This is a genomic window from Streptomyces sp. NPDC058469, from assembly GCF_042721125.1.
Classification (GTDB): Bacteria; Actinomycetota; Actinomycetes; order Streptomycetales; family Streptomycetaceae; genus Streptomyces.
Window position 1 is genome coordinate 18,144 of the sequence record NZ_JBHXME010000052.1, and the last position, 17,160, is coordinate 35,303.

The following is a 17,160-nucleotide window of genomic DNA, read 5'->3' on the forward strand; positions in this document are numbered from 1 at the left end:
CGGTCGACTCCGCGCGTGTCAACCAGCGTTCAGCAGCGCGCCCTCAGTACCGCGCAGCGCTCTGCACCAACGGCGGGTACACCGCGCTCGGCACCCCGTCCACCGTCGCCCCCGCGTACTTGAGCATGTCGCCGACCTGCCGGTTGAGGTCGTAGGGGAAGTTGAGGGTGGGCGTGGACACCTCGTCGAGGGCGGCCGTCTGGGCCGGGGTGAGGTGGAGGTCCAGGGCGGCGAGGTTGGCTTCCAGGTGGGCCAGGGTGCGGGGGCCGATGAGGGTGGAGGTGACGCCGGGGCGGGACTGGACCCAGGACAGGGCTACGGCGGCGGAGGTCGCGCCCGTCTGTTCCGCCACCTCGGCCAGCCTGTCGATCACCGTGAACTGGGCGGCAGTTGGCGCGCCGAGGAGGGCCGCGCGCTTGGTGTCGACGGGAGTCGAGTGGTCGCGGCGGTATTTCCCGGACAGGTAGCCGCTCTTGAGCGGGCCCCACGGCAGTACGGCCATCCCGGCGTCCTGGGCCAGCGGGATCAACTCGCCCTCGATGGTGCGTTCCAGGAGGGAGTACTCCAACTGGAGTGCGGTGACGGGCGTCCAGTCGCGCAGCAGTGCCGTCGTGTGGGCCTTCGCGGTGAACCAGGCCGGGGTGTCCGAGAAGCCGACATAGCGGATCTTGCCCGCCGTCACCAGGTCGTCCAGCGTGCGCAGGGTCTCCTCGACCGGTGTCGAACGGTCGTGGTTGTGCAGCCAGTACAGGTCGATGTAGTCGGTGCGGAGGCGGCGCAGCGAGTCCTCCAGCTGGCCGATGATCGCCTTGCGGCTCGCGCCGCCGCCGTTGGGGTCGCCGAGGTGGAGGTTGCCGTAGAACTTGGTGGCCAGGACCAGGCGGTCGCGCAGTCCGGGGTGGGCGGCGAGGAAGTCGCCGAGGATGGCCTCCGAGTGGCCGTTCGTGTAGAAGTTCGCGGTGTCGACGAAGTTGCCGCCGCGGTCGAGGTAGGTCTGGAGGATCTTCTCCGACTCCTCCACGCCGCAGCCGAAGCCGCCGTCCTCGCCGAAGTTCATCGCCCCGAGACAGAAGGGGCTCACCTTGAGTCCGGAGCGGCCGAGACCGACGTACGAGTCGAGCGAGTCGAGTGCCATGAAATGCTCCTGTGGGAAGAGGTTGGGGAACCGACTCCTCAAGGTCACCACTCTGACCAGGGGAATCGTTAGGGCGATCCCACCGCCCGCTTGCACGATCCTGTCGATCTGCCGTACGGGCGGACGGTTGCGGGCGGCCCCTCCCGGTGCTTGGATCGGGACGTGCACCCACCCGCGCTTCTGAAGGAACTGCGCGCCCTGATCGACCGGCACGCCACCCGCCCCCGTCCCCTCGCCGTCGACGGCCTGCTGCTGACCAAGGCGGACCGCCCCGAGGCGCCGACCGTGAGCGTCGCCCGCCCCGTCCTGGCGATCGTCGCGCAGGGCTCGAAACGGCTCACCCTGGGCGACCGTGTCCACGACTACGGCGCCGGGCAGTACCTCGTCGTCTCGGTCGATCTCCCGGTCGCCGGCCACTACACCCAGGCCAGCCCCGAAGTACCCTTCCTCGCCTGCGGCCTGGCCCTCGAACCCGCGAAGATCGCCTCCCTGCTCCTCGACACGGGGACCACCCCACTCCCCCGCGGCACGACCCCGCACGGTCTCGCCGTCTGCGACGCACCCGCCGAACTCCTCGACGCGGCAGTGCGGTTGCTACGGCTCTGCGACCGTCCCGGCGACGCGCCGGTGCTCGGGCCGTTGATCGAGAAGGAGATCCTGTGGCGGCTGATCACCGGCCAACAGGGCGCTCTCGTACGGCAGATCGGGCTCGCCGACAGTCAACTCACCCATATCGGCAGGGCCATTCGCTGGATCCGCGACCACCACACGGAGACCCTCCGCGTCGACGACCTGGCCCGGCTCGCCGGGATGAGCGCCTCCCCCTTCCACCGCCACTTCCGCGCGGTGACCGCACTGACCCCGATCCAGTACCAGAAGCGCATCCGCCTGCAGGAAGCCCGGTTGCTGCTGATGAGCAGCGCGGGAGATGTCTCCGACGTCGGCTTCGCGGTCGGCTACGACAGCGCCTCCCAGTTCAGCCGCGAATACCGCCGCGCCTTCGGCAGACCGCCGGGGCAGGACGCGGTACGGCTGCGGGGCGAGGTGGCGGGCGCGCGCCCGTGAACGCAAAAGCGTGTGACAGGGGCCGGAGGGACGGGATTTGATGCGTCGGTGAACGAGCCGAGCAAGCCGAGCGAACCGAGCACACCCACCGAGCCGAGTCCGCTCAGGCCCAGTACCTTCCTGATCGGCGGCGGGTGGGCCACCCCCGTCGTCTACGAACCCTTCCTCCGTGCCGCGGGCGGCTCCGCCGGGGCCGTGCCCCGTATCGCCTGTGTGATCGTCGATGAAGGGGAGGGCGACGGGGAGCGGCAATTCGCCCGATACGACGCCGCGTTGAGAAGTGCCGCCGACTGCGCTCCCGTGCCGGTGCTCGTGCCGATCGGTGGACGATTCGACGTCGAGGCGGTCTCGGACGTCGACGGGCTGCTCGTGTGCGGTGGGCTGACCCCCGCCTATCAGGACGCCTTCGCCGGGTGTCTCGACCGGTTGCCGCGGCTTCTCGCCGAGCGGCGGGTCCCGTACGCCGGGTTCTCCGCCGGAGCCGCGCTCGCCGCGCGGTCGGCCGTCGTCGGGGGGTGGCTGCTCGACGGCGTCGCGGTGTGCCCGGAGGACACCGCCGAGGACCTGGACGAGATCGCCGTACGGGAAGGGCTTGGGCTCGTGTCCTTCGCCGTGGACGCGCACGCGGCGCAGTGGGGGACGCTGCCTCGGCTCATCGCCGCCGTCACCCGGCACCGGCTTTCCCATGGCGTCGCGCTCGACGAGAACACGCTGGTCGAGGTGGCGGCGGACGGTCGCGCCCACGTCTCCGGGCTGGGACGCGCGCACTCGGTACGGCCGGCGGCGGACGGCGGGGTGCTCGTACGGTCCTATGGCGCGGGCGAGTCCTTCCCCACCGCCGGCGTCTGAGTCAGCCGCCGCTCCCGTACGGCCGCGTCAGAATCTCCAGGACGTGCCCGTTCGGGTCGTCGAAGTACACCCCCCGGCCACCGTCGTTCGTGTTGATCTCCTCCACCCGCCGATGCGCCGGGTCCGCCCAGTACGTCAGCCCCGCTGCCCGGATCCGGCCGAAGATCGCGTCGAAGTCGTCCTCCGAAACCAGGAACGCGTAGTGCTGCGGAGTGATCTCGGCGAAGCCGGAGCCGGGCTGGTCCATGTAGTCCAGGGTCACCCCGTTGGGGATCGGGACCGGGATGAACGGGCCGTACTGCGGGCCCACTTGGAGGCCCAGGAGGTCGGCGAGGAAACGGGCCGACGTGTGTTTGTCGTGCGCGGCGACGATGGTGTGGTTCAACTGCACGGTCATCGTGTGGGCCTCCTCATGCCCGAGCCTCTTCGACGGCAAGCTAAGGTAAGCCTTACCTGGCCAGTGATCGGAGAGACAGTGATAGTGCGTGCGTTCAAGAGGAAGGCTGTCACGGCGGTGGCCGCCGTGTCCGTCGTCGGGGGGTTGCTGGCCGGGTGTTCGTCGTCCTCCGCCGACAACGATGCCGAGAAGTCGGGGACGGGTGACAGCCAGCAGAACAAGGTGATCGGCGCCTCGGAGGGACCGGCCGCCGCGCCCAGCACCCTCGCGACCGGCATGGGTTCGGACACCGACACCGACGGGACCTTCCCCCGTACCGTCACGCACTTCGAGGGCAGGACGACCATCAAGTCGAAGCCCACGAAGATCGCCGTGCTGAGCACCGGACAGCTCGACGACCTGCTCTCCCTCGGCACCGTCCCGTCGGGCACCACCCGCGCCGACAACGCCGGCCTCGTCCCCGACTACCTCGCGAACGCCTTCCCCGCGGACAAGTCGAAGCTCGCCGCGATGACCGACGCGGGCACGCGCCAGGCGCCCAACCTGGAGACGCTCGCCGCCGCCAAGCCCGACCTGATCCTCGCCAACGACTCGCTCGGCGACCTCTACCCCAAGCTGTCGAAGATCGCGCCGACCGTCATCACCGCCGGCAACGGCGTCAACTGGAAGCGCGACCTGCTCCTCGTCGGCGACGCGATCGGCAAGGGCCAGCAGGCGCAGAAGCTGCTCGACGGGATCGTCGAGGACGCGGGCGAGAAGGGGGAGGCGCTGTCGAAGACCTCCGTGTCGATGCTGCGGTTCACGCCCGGCCGGACCCGGATGTTCGGTGTCTCGTCCTTCACCGGTTCCATCGCCGTCGACATGGGGCTCGACCGGCCCAAGTCGCAGCAGTTCAAGGCGATTTCGCAGGACATCGGCGCCGAGAGCATCGACAAGGCCGACGGTGACTGGATCTTCTACTCCGTGCAGGGCGACGCCGACAAGACCGACGCGGCGAGCGTGCTGGCCGGACCGCTCTGGAAGTCGATGAGCGCGGTCAAGTCCGGACACGCCGTGAAGGTCGACGACGACCCCTGGTACCTCAACGCGGGCCCGACCGCCGCACGCCTCGTCGTCCTCCAACTCGCCGAGGACATCAGCAAGTAGCGAAGCAAGCAGAGAGACGGACAGCGAACACGTTGTGAGCGTCAAACGCCTCGCCTGGCCGGCGGCCGCCCTCGCGGTGGCCGCCGCCGTGCTGCTCAGCCTCGCCGTCGGCACCCGCCCGATCCCCCCGTCCGAGGTACTCAACGCGCTTTTCCACGGCGGGAGTTCACCGGACGCGTTGGTCGTACGGTCGCTACGGCTGCCCCGCACCGAGATCGGACTGACCGCGGGCGCGGCACTCGGCGTCGCGGGTGCCGCACTCCAGGCCGTCACCCGCAACCCCCTCGCCGATCCGGGCATCCTCGGACTGAGCCAGGGCGCGGCGGCCGGCGTCGTCCTCGCCATCGCGACGGGCCTCGCGAGCGGTTTCAGCGGCTACGTCTGGTACGCCTTCGCCGGCGCCGTCCTCGCCGCCTGTCTCGTCTACGGCATCGCCGCGCGCGGCCGGGGCGGGGCCTCGCCGGTGAAACTCGCCCTCGCCGGTACGGCGTTGTCGGCGATGACCGCCGGTGGTACGACCGTTGTCCTGACGTCCAGTTCGGCGACGCTGGACCAGTTCCGGTTCTGGCAGGTCGGCTCGCTGAGCGGACGGGACGCCGACACCGTCGTGGAGATGCTGCCGTTCCTGGTGGCCGGGGCGCTGCTGGTCCTCGCCTGTGCGCGCGGGCTGGACGCGCTGGCCCTCGGCGACGAGACGGCGCGGGCGCTGGGGCACCGGGTGGGGGTCGTGCGGGTGTGTGCGGCGCTCGGGGCGACCCTGCTGGTGGCGTCCGCGGTGGCCGCCGCCGGCCCGATCGCGTTCGTCGGCCTCGCCGTCCCCCACCTCGCCCGCCGCCTCACCTCCGGCGGCCACCGCAGCCTGCTCCCCCTGTCCGCACTGCTCGGCGCCGCGCTGCTGGTCGCGGCGGATGTCGCGGGGCGGGTCGTGCGCTCTCCTGCCGAGGTGCCGGCCGGGGTGATGACGGCGCTGGTGGGGGTGCCGGTGCTGGTCGTGCTGGTGCGGCGGAAGGCGACGGCGGTATGAACAGCGCGTCCGACCCCACCGGGGGCGACCGTACGAGCGTGGCGACTCCTCCCACCGAACGCGACCGTACGACCGCGACGCCCCGCCCCACCGAGCGCGCCCCCGCCCCCGACCCCTTCCGTCCCGCCGGGGTCACCGTCCTCCGACCCCATCCCGCCATCTCCCTCCTCCTGCACCGCCGTTCGGCCGTCGTGGCCGCAACTCTCGTACTGGTGCTGGCCGTTGCGATGACCGCCGCCGCCTGCTGCGGGCAGACCTACATCTCGCCCGGCGAGGTGTGGCACACGCTCCGTACCGGTTCCGGACAATACGGCCTTGTCGTCAACGAGTTGCGGGTCCCGCGGATCGTGCTCGGGGCGCTGGTCGGAGTCGCCCTCGGGCTCGCGGGAGCGCTCGTGCAGACCGTCACCCGGAATCCGCTCGCCAGTCCGGATGTGATCGGGGTCGGGCACGGTGCCGCCGCGGCGACCGTGCTCGCGCTCTCCGCCGGGATGGTGAATTCGCCCGGTGCCATGCCCGCCGTCTCCGTCGCGGGCGGACTCGCGGCCGCAGCGCTCGTGTATGTGCTGGCGTGGCGGCACGGGATGCAGCCAAGTCGGTTCGTGCTGACGGGGGTTGGGATCGGGGTCGCGCTGTCGGCCGTAGTGCAGCTGTATCTCGCGGACAGCGAGTTGCAGGCCGCCGAGCAGGTCAAGCTGTGGCTGACCGGGTCTCTGAACGGCCGGGGCTGGGAGCAGGCGGGGCCCCTGGCCGTCGTACTACTGGCGTGTCTGCCCGCGTTGGTGTGGGCGAGCCGGGCCGTGCGGCCGCTCGGGCTCGACGCCGACACCGCCGCCTCGCTCGGGGTGCGGGTGGACCGGACGCGGCTCGCGGTGACCGTGCTCGGGGTGGTGCTGGCCGCGACGGCCACCGGGGCGGCCGGCCCGATCGGGTTCGTCGCGCTGACCGCGCCGCAGTTGGCCCGGCGGCTCACCCGTGCGCCTCAACTGCCCTTGGTGTGCTCGGCGTTGACGGGTGCCGTGATCCTGGTGGCCGCCGACCTCGCCGCCCGGACGATCCTGCCCCCGCTGGAGGTTCCGGTCGGCGCGCTCACTTCGCTGGTCGGCGGGCCGTATCTGCTGTGGCTGCTCGGGCGGAGCCGGGCGGAACGCTAGGGGGTCTGGAAAAGTGTGACACTTTTCGCGGAAGTGTCACACTTTTCCGGGACAGGTACCCCGGCTGCCGTCAGATCGTGGCGGTGTCGATCACGAACCGGTAGCGGACATCGCTCGCCAGCACCCGCTCGTACGCCTCGTTGATCTGGTCGGCGGAAATCAGCTCGATCTCGGCGCCGAAGCCGTGCTCGGCGCAGAAGTCCAGCATCTCCTGGGTCTCCTGGATGCCGCCGATGCCGGAACCGGCGAGGGTCTTGCGGCCGCCGATCACCGAGAACAGGTTGAGGGAGACGGGCTCCTCGGGGGCGCCCACGTTCACCAGCGCGCCGTCCGTCTTCAGCAGCGAGAGGTACGCGCCGAGGTCCAGCGGGGCCGACACCGTGGAGACGATGAGGTCGAGGGTGCCCTTCAGCTCCTCGAAGGTCTTCGGGTCGCTGGTCGCGTAGTAGTGGTCGGCGCCCAGCTTCAGGCCGTCCTCCTGCTTGCGCAGGGACTGCGAGAGGACGGTGACCTCCGCGCCGAGCGCGTGCGCGATCTTGACGCCCATGTGGCCGAGGCCGCCCATGCCGACGATCGCGACCTTCTTGCCGGGGCCGGCGTTCCAGTGCCGCAGGGGCGAGTACAGGGTGATGCCGGCGCAGAGCAGCGGCGCGGCCTCGTCGAGGGAGATGCCCTCGGGGATGCCGAGGACGAAGTTCTCGTCGACGACGACCTTCTCGGAGTAGCCGCCGTAGGTGGGCTCGCCGTCCTTGCCGACGGAGTTGTACGTGCCGACGTTGCCGCCGGTGCAGTACTGCTCCAGGCCCGCCTTGCAGTTGTCGCACTCGCGGCAGGAGTCGACCATGCAGCCGACGCCCACCCGGTCGCCGACCTGGAACTTGGTGACGCCGGGTCCCACCTCGGAGACGACGCCGGCGATCTCGTGGCCGGGGACCATCGGGAAGATGGCCTCGCCCCAGCCCTCGCGGGCCTGGTGGATGTCCGAGTGGCAGATACCGGCGAACTTGATGTCGATCAGGACGTCGAACTCACGCACGGCCCGGCGCTCGATGGTGGTGCGCTCCAGGGGAGCCTTGGCGGCGGGGGCGGCGTATGCGGCGACTGTGGTCATGCCGGAACTCTCCTAGCGGGGGATGCGCGCCCGGCCGCCTTCTGACCGGGCACGATGCCTAGCCTGCCCGAAAGCCCGACGGCTACCCAGGCCACGCTTCTGCGTACGTCCACTGTGCCTACCACCAGCGAGGTCAGGCTCCTGGGCGTACGACCGGGAATACTGGACCGTATGGACGAACAGCCCGAACCCGCAGCCGAGCCCTCGAACCCCGGCCGGCCCCTGGACCGGCGGGCCGAGCTGAGCGAGTTCCTGCGCACCCGGCGGGCCCGGCTGAAGCCGGAGGACGTGGGGCTGCCGGACTTCGGGCGGCACCGCAGGGTGCCCGGGCTGCGCCGCGAGGAGCTGGCACAGCTGGCCGGGGTGTCGGTGGCGTACTACACACGCCTGGAGCAGGGCAACGGGCGGAACGTGTCGGCGGAGGTCCTCGACGCGATCGCCCGCGCGCTGCGCCTGTCGGACGCCGAGTCCTCGCACCTCACCCACCTCGCGAAGCCGAAGCAGCACAAGAAGAAGCCGTCGGCCCCCACCCAGCACGTGCGGACTCCGCTACGGCAGCTGCTCGACTCGATCGAGACGGTCCCGGCGTACATCTCGGGCCGCCGCTCGGACATCCTCGTCTGGAACCGGATGGCCGCGGCCGTCTTCGGCGACTGGTCGGAGCTGCCGCCGCAGGAGCGGAACTGGGCGCGGCTGGTGTTCCTGCGGCCCGAGTATCGCGAGCTGTACGTGGACTGGGAGCAGAAGGCCACCGACATCGTCAGCATGCTCCGCATGGACGCGGGCTGCCACCCCGACGACCCGCGCCTGTCCGCCCTGGTGGGCGAACTCTCCGTCAAGAGCGAGGAGTTCAGACGCCTGTGGGCCACGCACGACGTCAAGGAGAAGACCTACGGCGTCAAGCGCCTCCACCACCCCCTGGTCGGCGACCTCACCCTGCACTTCGAGGGCTTCCGCCTGAGCGACGGCTCCGAGCAGTCCCTGATCACCTACCACGCGGAGCCCGGCTCCCCGTCCGCCGACGCCCTACGGCTGCTGGCGAGCTGGGGCACGGACGCGACGCGGGCAGGCACATCGACCCAGCGCCCCGACCTCACTCCGTGACGCCCAGATCCGCCCGCATCAACCGCCGCATCGCGGCCAACCGCGGCTCGGCCGCCTTCAGTTCGACCAGCGCCTCCTCGGCACTCTCACCGTCCCGGGCGAGGCCACGATCCAGGCGCTTTACGACGGCGTCGACGCCCGCGAGAACCTGGTTCACCGAGCGGGAGGCGTCCAGGATCCGCTCGGGCACGATCATCTGCGCCTCGGCGTAACGGTCCCGGTAGTCCCGCCGCGCCTCCTCCAACTGGTCGCGCTCCAGCTCGGTGTAGACACCGTCGCGGATGCGGTGCAGGGCGTCCTTGAGCAGCGTGTGGAACTGGCGCGAGGAGCGGTTCATCGCGGTGTAGGCGTCCCGCCGCTCCTCGAACCTCCGCCTGCGCTCCGCGACTTGGGCCTCCTCCGCGCGCTGCCGGGCGGTGAGGCGCTGGCTGAGGACGGGCGCGAAGAGCGTGCCGAGCACACCGACGACGGCGGTGATCATGGCGGTCACGGCGACGGTCATGCGGTGACCCTATGGCACCCCCGATACGGCGATGTCACCCCTGATATGGCGGCATCGACCCCCAACTCCACCGCGGCACCGGCTGTTCCGCCGGCGGCTGCGCGTCCGGGCCGGAGAAGTACACCGCCAGCCGCGTCCCCCACTCCACGTACGCGACGAACGCCGACCGGAACTCCGCGTCCGTCGGCAGGCCCGCGTCGTCCGCCGCGTCCTGGATGAGGTCGACCCAGCGGCGGCGCTGGGGCTCGCTGATGTGTTTGCCGAAGTGTTTGGCGACCATGTGACCGTGGCCGCCCTGGGTCTCGGAGTAGGTCGCCGGGCCGCCGAAGACCTCGCCGAGCCAGAGGGCGACGTGCCGGGCGTGCTCGGGGGCCAGGTCGGCGAAGAGGGGCGCGAGGAGGTCGTCCTTGAGCACCTTGTCGTAGAAGACCTCGGTCAGCCGGGAGAAGGCCTCCGCGCCGCCCGCCCAGGTGTACAGGGTGGGGACGGCGGAGCCGTTGCCACGTACCGGTGTCGGCTCGTAGTGGCGCATCTCCTCGATGTTCTCGACGTACGGGCCGATCTCGGCGAGGAACGGCGGGAACAGCTCCGACCGGCGGAAGCCCTCCAGGTGCGCCTCGGTCGATGTCCAGGTGATGCGCAGGACGAAGTGCTCGGCGTCCTCCTCGCAGCGGGCCAGTTCGTACGACACGCACTGCGGGGCGGCGGCCAGTTGGCGGGCCGCGCGGGTGTAGGCGGCCAGGAACTCCGCCGACCGCTGCTCGGGGATGCGGTACCGGATGTACTCGACGGTCTGGGCTGTCATAGGGCCACAGAAACACGAACGGCCCGCCGGAAGCTGCACTTCCGGCGGGCCGTTCGCTGTCGGCCTACTCAGGTACTAGCGGCTCACTTGCCGTAGTACGCGTTGTAGATCGAGATCGTCGACTTGTTGCCCTTCTTGTCGGCGATCTTCGCGTGGAAGGAGATGGCCTTGCCCTTGGCCGGGTTGGTGACGGTGATCTTGCCGTTGACCACGGGGACCTTCTTCCAGGTCTGGCCGTAGTCGTACGACACCCACACGCCCAGGGACTTGAGGTTGCGGCCGGCTGCCGCGCCCTCGACGGTGACCGGGAAGGTCGCCTTCTTGTCGGCCGCGACGCGGCTGTCCAGGCCGGTGACCGCGTTGAAGCGGGCCGTGGAGACCGGGAGTTGGGCGATGCCGGAACCGCCCGGCTTCTTCGAGGAGAACGTCCAGCTCGCGTCGATCCGGGTGGAGGCGGCGGCGACCTTGACGCTGCGGATGACCGAAGTGGTCAGCTTGTAGGAGGCGTTGGCGGCTGGGACCTTGAACGCCTCCTCGCCGAACAGCGGGTCCTTGTTGGAGCCCACCTTCGTGCCGTTGCGGTACAGCGTCGTGTTGACCGAGGTGAACAGCGACGAGCCGGCGTTCTTCTGGGAGTCGGCGAACAGCGGCACCAACCCGGAGATCTCGTTGCCGGTGCGGAACACGCCGTAGTCGGCGTCGAGGTGCGGGCCGAAGACCGCCGTGTTGAAGGTCCTGGAGTAGGTCTGGCCGCCCTTGAAGTTCTGCAGGCTGTTCAGCGAGTAGGAGGCCTCCGTGATCGGGAAGCCGTCGGCGTCGAGCCCGCCGTCCTGCTCGAAGTCCAGCTCCCACTTGACCCCGTTGACGGTGGAGACGTGCAGGACGCGGGTGCCGGGCAGCTTCTGCTGGATGCCGACGGAGGAGCCGCCGAAGCTGTCGGGCAGCCAGCCGAAGGCGGCGACCGAGCCGGTCTTGCCGCTCGCGGCGGCGCCCAACCGGGTCTTCACCGTGGCGAGTTCACTCGCCTTGTAGTGCTTGGTGTAGCCGGTGGCGAGCTGCTTGACCTTGCTGCCGGTCGTGGTGTCGTACTGCTCGTCGTCGCCCTTGACGAAGTGCGCGTCCCACTGCTCGGACAGCGAACCGTCGGTGATCTGCGGACCGAGGTGCGCGGAGCGGAAGTTGGCGTACGTGTCCAGGAACCAGCCGAAGGAGGCCCCGCCGTCGGCCGTCGTGAGCGAATAAACCGGCGACGCGAAGGCCGACTTGGCGCCGGTGTCCGGCACCGTGATGTCGACCGGCTTGGCGGTGCGGGCGTCGATCGTGACCGACGTGTTCTTGGTGATGTCCAGCTTGGGCTGGGCGATCCAGTCGGCGCCCTTGGAGGCGTCCTCCGGGTCCACGAAGATCCCGGCGTCGAGGATGTAACCGCCCTTGGGGACACGGACCTTGACGGTGCCCGAGGCGTCGTACGGAGCGAAGTAGCCGCCGGCGCCGAGGCCGGACAGGCCCGCCACCGTGGCGCTGTAGTACTGGGCGGCGCTGCCGTCACGGTTGACGAACTTCAACGTGAGGTCGTACGACTGCACTTCACGCAGCACGGCCGCGGCCGTACGGACGCTCTGTCCGCCGCCCGTCGCCGTCACGTACGCGGAGTAGGCGCCGTCGAGCGTGCCGCCCAGCTTGGTGTTGACGGTCAGGCCGACCGAGGCGGTGCCGCCGGCCGGTACGGTCACCGACGTCTTGGCGAGCTTGAAGAAGCCCGAAGGAGCCGCCTGGCCCTTGGGGTTGGTGGCCGCCGCGGTGAGCTTGAGGGTGACGGCCGCGGTGCCGAGGTTGCGGTAGGTGACCTGCTTGGTGACCGGGGTGTCGTCGGTGTGCGGCCACTGCTGGACGCCGAAGCTCTCCGACACCGGGTCGGCGACGACGCTCTGCTTGATGGCCTTGTCGACGGCGATACGGCCCGAACCCTGCTCGAACGGCGTGTAGTTGCCGCCCTTCGCGGACCCGGTGAGCGCGCCCTTCAGCTCGGCGTAACCCCAGGTCGGGTGCTCCTGCTTGAGGATCGCGGCGGCACCGGCGACATGCGGGGTCGCCATCGACGTACCCGAAATGGTCAGGTAGCCGGGCGGGTTCTCGCCGACCTCCTTGTCGATGACGCTGCCCGGAGCCGCGGCGGCGGTGATGTCGACGCCCGGCGCGGTGACGTCCGGCTTGATGGCGCCGTCGCCGACGCGCGGGCCGGTGGAGGAGAAGTCGGCGAGCTTGTCGTTGCCGTCGACCGCGCCGACCGTGATGGCCGCGTCCGCGCTGCCGGGCGAACCGATCGACTGGGGGCCCTCGTTGCCCGCGGCGATCGCGAACAGAATCCCCTTCTCGGTGGAGAGCTTGTTGACCTCCGCCTCCAACGGGTCGATCCCCGGGGTGTCCTGGCCGCCGAGGCTCAGGTTGACGATGTCGGCGCCCTGCTGGGCCGCCCACTCCATGCCGGCGAGGATGCCGGAGTCGTCACCGGAGCCGTTGTCGTCGAGAACCTTGCCGTTGAGGATCTTCGCGTCGGGCGCGACACCCTTGTACTTGCCGTGCGACTTCGCACCGGTGCCCGCCGCGATCGAGGCGACGTGCGTGCCGTGACCGAAGTGGTCGTTCGCGTCGGTGGCCGTGGAGAAGTTCTTGGACTCGATCACCTGGGTTTTCAGGTCCGGGTGATCGGCGTCGACTCCGGTGTCCAGTACGGCGATCTTGACGCCCTTGCCCGTGTAGCCGGCCGCCCACGCCTTCGGGGCGCCGATCTGCGGCACGGACTTGTCGAGGCTGGCCTTGCGGACGCCGTCGAGCCAGACGTGCGCGATACCGGAGGCCGACTTGTCGCCGTTGGTGACGGCCTTCCACAGCTCGGGCGCGTCCTGCTGCGGGGTCTGGACGGCATCGGCGTTCAGCGTCTTCAGGGACTGGCGCAGCGTGCCCGCGTCCCGGACGTCGGCCTTGGTCGCGGTGGCGGCCCCTTGGTAGCCGACGATCACCTTCAGACCGGCCTTCTGGGAGGCCCGCTCCGCCGACTTGTTGAGCTCGGTGACGTCGAAGAGCCGCTGGTCGAGCTTGCCGGACGCGACGAGTTGGGCCGCGTCGACGGGTATGACGAGCGTGTGCCCGTCGAGCTTGCGGACCTGAACCGGTATGTGTTCACGGCCCTTTGCCGGCTGCAGACCGGCGACCCGGCCCTTGGCATCGACGGTGACGCGGTCGCCGGTGATCAGGGTGATGTGGTGGCCGCCCTTGAGGCGGGCCTGTGCGGCACCGGCCGCACGCTGACCGGAACTGGTCGCGCTCTGCTCGGACTTCGCGGACGCCGGGCTGGTCATACCGGCGGCGAGGGCTACGGCGGCGGACGCGGCGACGGTGGCCGCGCACGCTCTCTTCACGTGTCTGCGCAAGGCTCCCCCTGGAGCTGAGGTACCGGGCGAATTCCCCGTTCACCCGGCCGGGGGAAGGCCCGCACACCCGTGCGTGACACCCCCCGGAATACGCAGTATGCCGAGGGGTGATCACCCGCTCAAGAGATGAGAGGAGGGTAAGGATGCGCGTCCGCGAACTGTTACGCCGTCGCGCGGACTCCGTTACGCAGTCGCCGGGTGAAGCTCGCGAGAACTCCGGTAGGGAGCCGCGAAGTCATCTCACCCGAGCGCCGAACTCCCTTGCACCGCACCCGAGTTATTTGAACCCGGCGTTGGCTACTTGAACGCGGCGCTGGCTACTTGGACGCGGCGTTCTCCTTCACCGTGATCTTCCCCTTGCGGATGGTGGCGAGGCGCGGGGCCTTCTTCGCGATGGCGGAGTCGTGGGTGACCATGATGAAGGTCAGCCCGTGCTCCTTCCACATGCGCTCCAGTACGTCCATGATCTCGTCGCGCATCGACTCGTCGAGGTTGCCGGTCGGCTCGTCGGCGAGCAGTACCTTGGGCTGCTTGACCAGCGCGCGGGCGATGGCGACACGCTGCTGCTGGCCGCCGGACATCTCGCCGGGCAGGTGGTTGGCCCGCTCGCCCAGACCGACCGAGACCAGCGCCTCGGCGGCCCGTTCACGCCGGATCTTCGCCTTGATGCCGAGCGGTACGAGGGCGGTCTCGACGTTCTCCTGCGCGGTGAGCGTCGGGATCAGGTTGAAGGACTGGAACACGAACCCGATGTTCTCGCTGCGCACCTTGGTGAGCTTGGCCTCGGACAGTTTCGCCAAGTCCACGCCGTCCAGGATGATTTCACCGGAGCTGGGCCGGTCGAGGGCGCCGATCATCTGCAGCAGCGTCGACTTGCCGCCGCCGGTGGGGCCCTGGATGACCAGGCGGTCGCCGTCGCCGATGGTCAGGTCGATGCCGTCGAGGGCGTGGACGACTTCCTTGCCCCGCGAGTAGCGCTTGGTGACGCCTCTGAGTTCGTACATGGTGCAACTCCTGGGAGAAGTAAAGGGGGTTGGGGCCCGCGGGAGCGCTCCGCTGGATGTGCCGCGTTACGCCGTCGTGCGTCTGCGGGCCCGTCGTGGCTGGTCGCGCTCGCGCGGCGGTAGCCGCATATCGATACAGCCTCGCGCCCCTTTGGGGCGTTGCAGTACCGCTGCTGCCGACCACGCCGGACCCGCTCCGGTGATTCGGTCGGCTACTCGACGCGGCGCAGGGCGTCCGCGGGGCGCAGCCGGGAGGCGCGCCAGCCGCCGAAGGCACCGGCGATCAGACCGCCGGCCACGGCGAGACCGACCGCGAGCGCGATGGTGGCGCCGTTGACGGGCGCGGTGAGTGCGACGTCCAGCGTCTTGGCCGCGGCCTGCCGGCCACCGCCGAAGCCACCGCCACCACCGCCGCCACCGGGACCGCCAGCCCCACCGCCGCCGCCCGTGCTGCCGAGGGAGGCCGACAGGGTCGGGCTGATCGCGGTCACGACGTACGCGCCCGCCAGGCCGAGCGCGATACCGAGGACGCCGCCGACCAGACCGTTGACGATGGCCTCGCCGACCACCTGCCGGGTCACCCGGCCCGACTTCCAGCCGAGCGCCTTCAGCGTGCCGAACTCCCGCACCCGGCGGGAGACCGCCGAGGAGGTGAGCAGACCGGCGACCAGGAACGCGGCGATCAGGACCGCGATCGACAGCCACTTGCCGACGCTGGTGGCGAGGCTGGAGGCGGTGGACAGGGACCCGGAGACGGTGTCCGCGAGATCGGCGGACGTGGTGACCGTCGTACCCGAGACATTGCCCTGAATGGTCTTCTTGACGGCCGAGATCTGCTTGGAGTCGGACGCCTTGACGTAGATCGTGGTGACCTTGTTCTTGTCACCGCTCAGGGTCTGCGCCTGCGTCAACGGGACGTACAGGTTGGCCGCCGCGTCACCACTGGTGGCGGTGGCGATCCCGATGACCTTGTACTTGACACTCTTGATGGTGACGGTCGAACCGACCTTGAGCTTCTTCTCCTTGGCGTACGCCGAGTCGGCGACGACGACCTTGGAGTTGGCCTCGGCGGTGGTGAAGGTACGGCCGCTGGTGATCTTCGAGGAGGTCAGCGGGCCGAGCGCGGGCTTGGTGACGTCCGTGCCGTAGACCGAGTACGAGTTGATGTTGAAGTTGGCGCCACCACCGGTGACTTCGCCCTGCGGCGCGCCGGTGCCACCACCGCGGTTACCGCCGGTTCCGGTGCTGCCGCTGCCCTGGTCCTGCTGGAACTGGCCGCGGGTGAACTGCCCGTCGACCTTGACGACGTTGAGGCTGAGCCCGCCAACGGCGTCGGAGACGCCCTTCTGCCCCGCCACCTTGGTGACGGTGGTGGAGGCCAGGGTGGTGAAGCCCTGGACCATGACGCGGTCACTGCTCTGCGTCTTGCTGTCGTCGTTGTTGTTGGCGTCGAACTGGAACCGCGGCTGCTGCGAGCCGCTCGCTGTGGGCGTGGCCGCCTTGGTGACGGTCATGTCCGTACCGAGTCCGTACAGCGACTGGAGGACCTTGTCCTGTGCCTTCCCCATGCCGGAGGACACGGAGTTGACCACGATGACCAGCGCAATGCCGAGTGCGAGGCCGGAGGCGACGACGAGGGCCGCTTTTCTGCGGCGGCGCAACTCGCGCCTCAGGTAGGTGAAGAACATGGCCCGCAAGCTAGGTACAGCGCGTGATGATGCCATAAGGCCGACATAAGAGAACGATGAGAAGGCTGTCCATGGCCAAAGAATGAGCCTGCGTGGGGCTGTCAATAGGGTTGCGCTCTATACCGTTTTACGATGCTTTCGGCGCCGGTCAGATCCTGTTGCGGGTATCCGCGTTGCCGTACGCGATGTGCTGGTGTGATGATTTCACCCATGTCCGATCGCGGGGGAAACGACATGGAGAACAGCGGGAAGGACGCCGGGGAGACCGGCGAGGCCAGGGGCATACGACGGTCCCGGTTGCTGGACTACGCGGAGATGGGCGAGGCGGAGCCACCTCCTGCACCAATCACCGAGTTCGAGCCCCTGAACAGCGGCGATGCCGTGCGCAGACGGCATGAATTCGCGGTGCTGCTGGGCGAGTTCCGTCGTACGGCGGTACTGGTTCCCACCGACGAGGACAACGCACCCTTGGTCGGCGATTTCGGCGGTATCCGGTGGATCTACGCGTTTTCGAACGAGTCGGCGTTGGCGAGGTTCGCGATCGCGAGGGGTGAAGGCGGGCGGGAGTGGCCGTATCAACGGCTGCTGGGAGCGCGCTTGTTGGACTCGGCGGTGCCTTCTGTGGATGTGCCGTGCGGAGTGGCCCTGGATGTGGGTACCGAGGGCGAGGGAGTGCTGTTTCCGCCGGTGACGGGGGTCGTGCCGGAGGCGGCGGCGGTGGACGCGGAGGTGCGGGGATGAGCGG

Annotated in this window: 15 protein-coding genes; 7 read left to right on the plus strand and 8 right to left on the minus strand. The window is 69.8% G+C overall.

Annotated features, from left to right (window positions below; translation table 11 throughout):
* Positions 1-43: 43 nt before the first annotated feature.
* A complete protein-coding gene (locus ACFWP5_RS22635) occupies positions 44-1,135 on the minus strand; it encodes an aldo/keto reductase (RefSeq protein WP_384159307.1) in 1,092 nt (363 codons plus the stop codon).
* Positions 1,136-1,297: 162 nt separating this feature from the next.
* Here ACFWP5_RS22635 and ACFWP5_RS22640 point away from each other — a divergent pair, with 162 nt between their 5' ends.
* On the plus strand, positions 1,298-2,200 hold the full coding sequence (locus ACFWP5_RS22640; protein WP_384159309.1) for an AraC family transcriptional regulator N-terminal domain-containing protein: 903 nt from the start codon (positions 1,298-1,300) through the stop codon (positions 2,198-2,200).
* Positions 2,201-2,248: 48 nt separating this feature from the next.
* Positions 2,249-3,049 (plus strand): hypothetical protein, encoded by an 801-nt coding sequence (locus tag ACFWP5_RS22645; RefSeq protein WP_384159312.1) that lies wholly within the window; start codon positions 2,249-2,251, stop codon positions 3,047-3,049.
* A 1-nt stretch (position 3,050) separates the two neighbouring features.
* Here ACFWP5_RS22645 and ACFWP5_RS22650 read toward each other — a convergent pair whose 3' ends face one another.
* The gene (locus ACFWP5_RS22650) at positions 3,051-3,446 is read right to left on the minus strand and encodes a VOC family protein (protein WP_384159315.1); all 396 of its coding nucleotides are present in this window, start codon (positions 3,444-3,446) and stop codon (positions 3,051-3,053) included.
* Positions 3,447-3,563: 117 nt separating this feature from the next.
* On the opposite strand from ACFWP5_RS22650, the gene ACFWP5_RS22655 reads away from it, so the two are divergent.
* Genes ACFWP5_RS22655 through ACFWP5_RS22665 form a run of 3 tightly spaced genes read left to right on the plus strand, consistent with a single transcriptional unit; the run spans position 3,564 to position 6,770 of the window.
* Complete coding sequence (locus ACFWP5_RS22655) at positions 3,564-4,592, plus strand: ABC transporter substrate-binding protein (RefSeq protein ID WP_384159318.1); 1,029 nt, start codon at positions 3,564-3,566, stop codon at positions 4,590-4,592.
* A gap of 34 nt (positions 4,593-4,626) precedes the next feature.
* Positions 4,627-5,616 (plus strand): FecCD family ABC transporter permease, encoded by a 990-nt coding sequence (locus tag ACFWP5_RS22660; RefSeq protein ID WP_384159321.1) that lies wholly within the window; start codon positions 4,627-4,629, stop codon positions 5,614-5,616.
* Positions 5,613-6,770 carry a FecCD family ABC transporter permease gene (locus tag ACFWP5_RS22665; RefSeq protein ID WP_384159324.1) on the plus strand — a complete coding sequence of 386 codons (1,158 nt, stop codon included), beginning with the start codon at positions 5,613-5,615 and terminating at the stop codon, positions 6,768-6,770. The genes ACFWP5_RS22660 and ACFWP5_RS22665 overlap by 4 nt, the downstream gene beginning before the upstream one ends.
* Before the next feature lie 70 nt (positions 6,771-6,840).
* Here the strand turns inward: ACFWP5_RS22665 and ACFWP5_RS22670 are convergent, their stop codons facing one another.
* Positions 6,841-7,881, minus strand: a complete 1,041-nt coding sequence (locus tag ACFWP5_RS22670) for an NAD(P)-dependent alcohol dehydrogenase (protein ID WP_384159327.1) — start codon at positions 7,879-7,881, stop codon at positions 6,841-6,843.
* 171 nt (positions 7,882-8,052) lie between these two features.
* Between ACFWP5_RS22670 and ACFWP5_RS22675 the strand changes: the two genes are divergently transcribed.
* Positions 8,053-8,985 (plus strand): helix-turn-helix domain-containing protein, encoded by a 933-nt coding sequence (locus tag ACFWP5_RS22675; RefSeq protein ID WP_384159329.1) that lies wholly within the window; start codon positions 8,053-8,055, stop codon positions 8,983-8,985.
* On the opposite strand, the gene ACFWP5_RS22680 is transcribed toward ACFWP5_RS22675, so the two are convergent.
* From ACFWP5_RS22680 to ACFWP5_RS22700, 5 genes are all read right to left on the minus strand, one after another.
* On the minus strand, positions 8,975-9,487 hold the full coding sequence (locus ACFWP5_RS22680; RefSeq protein ID WP_384159331.1) for a hypothetical protein: 513 nt from the start codon (positions 9,485-9,487) through the stop codon (positions 8,975-8,977). The two genes, ACFWP5_RS22675 and ACFWP5_RS22680, sit on opposite strands and share 11 nt — an antisense overlap.
* 34 nt (positions 9,488-9,521) lie before the next feature.
* Positions 9,522-10,292, minus strand: a complete 771-nt coding sequence (locus ACFWP5_RS22685) for a group II truncated hemoglobin (RefSeq protein WP_384159334.1) — start codon at positions 10,290-10,292, stop codon at positions 9,522-9,524.
* Positions 10,293-10,375: 83 nt separating this feature from the next.
* Positions 10,376-13,711: a S8 family serine peptidase gene (locus ACFWP5_RS22690; protein WP_384159337.1), complete on the minus strand. Its 3,336-nt coding sequence runs from the start codon at positions 13,709-13,711 to the stop codon at positions 10,376-10,378.
* 329 nt (positions 13,712-14,040) lie between these two features.
* Positions 14,041-14,727 carry an ABC transporter ATP-binding protein gene (locus ACFWP5_RS22695; RefSeq protein WP_384159340.1) on the minus strand — a complete coding sequence of 229 codons (687 nt, stop codon included), beginning with the start codon at positions 14,725-14,727 and terminating at the stop codon, positions 14,041-14,043.
* A 212-nt stretch (positions 14,728-14,939) separates the two neighbouring features.
* Positions 14,940-16,415, minus strand: coding sequence for an ABC transporter permease (locus ACFWP5_RS22700; protein WP_384159343.1), 1,476 nt, complete (start codon positions 16,413-16,415; stop codon positions 14,940-14,942).
* Between the two features lie 234 nt (positions 16,416-16,649).
* Between ACFWP5_RS22700 and ACFWP5_RS22705 the strand changes: the two genes are divergently transcribed.
* Positions 16,650-17,156, plus strand: a complete 507-nt coding sequence (locus tag ACFWP5_RS22705) for a hypothetical protein (protein ID WP_384159424.1) — start codon at positions 16,650-16,652, stop codon at positions 17,154-17,156.
* The last annotated feature ends 4 nt before the right edge of the window (positions 17,157-17,160 follow it).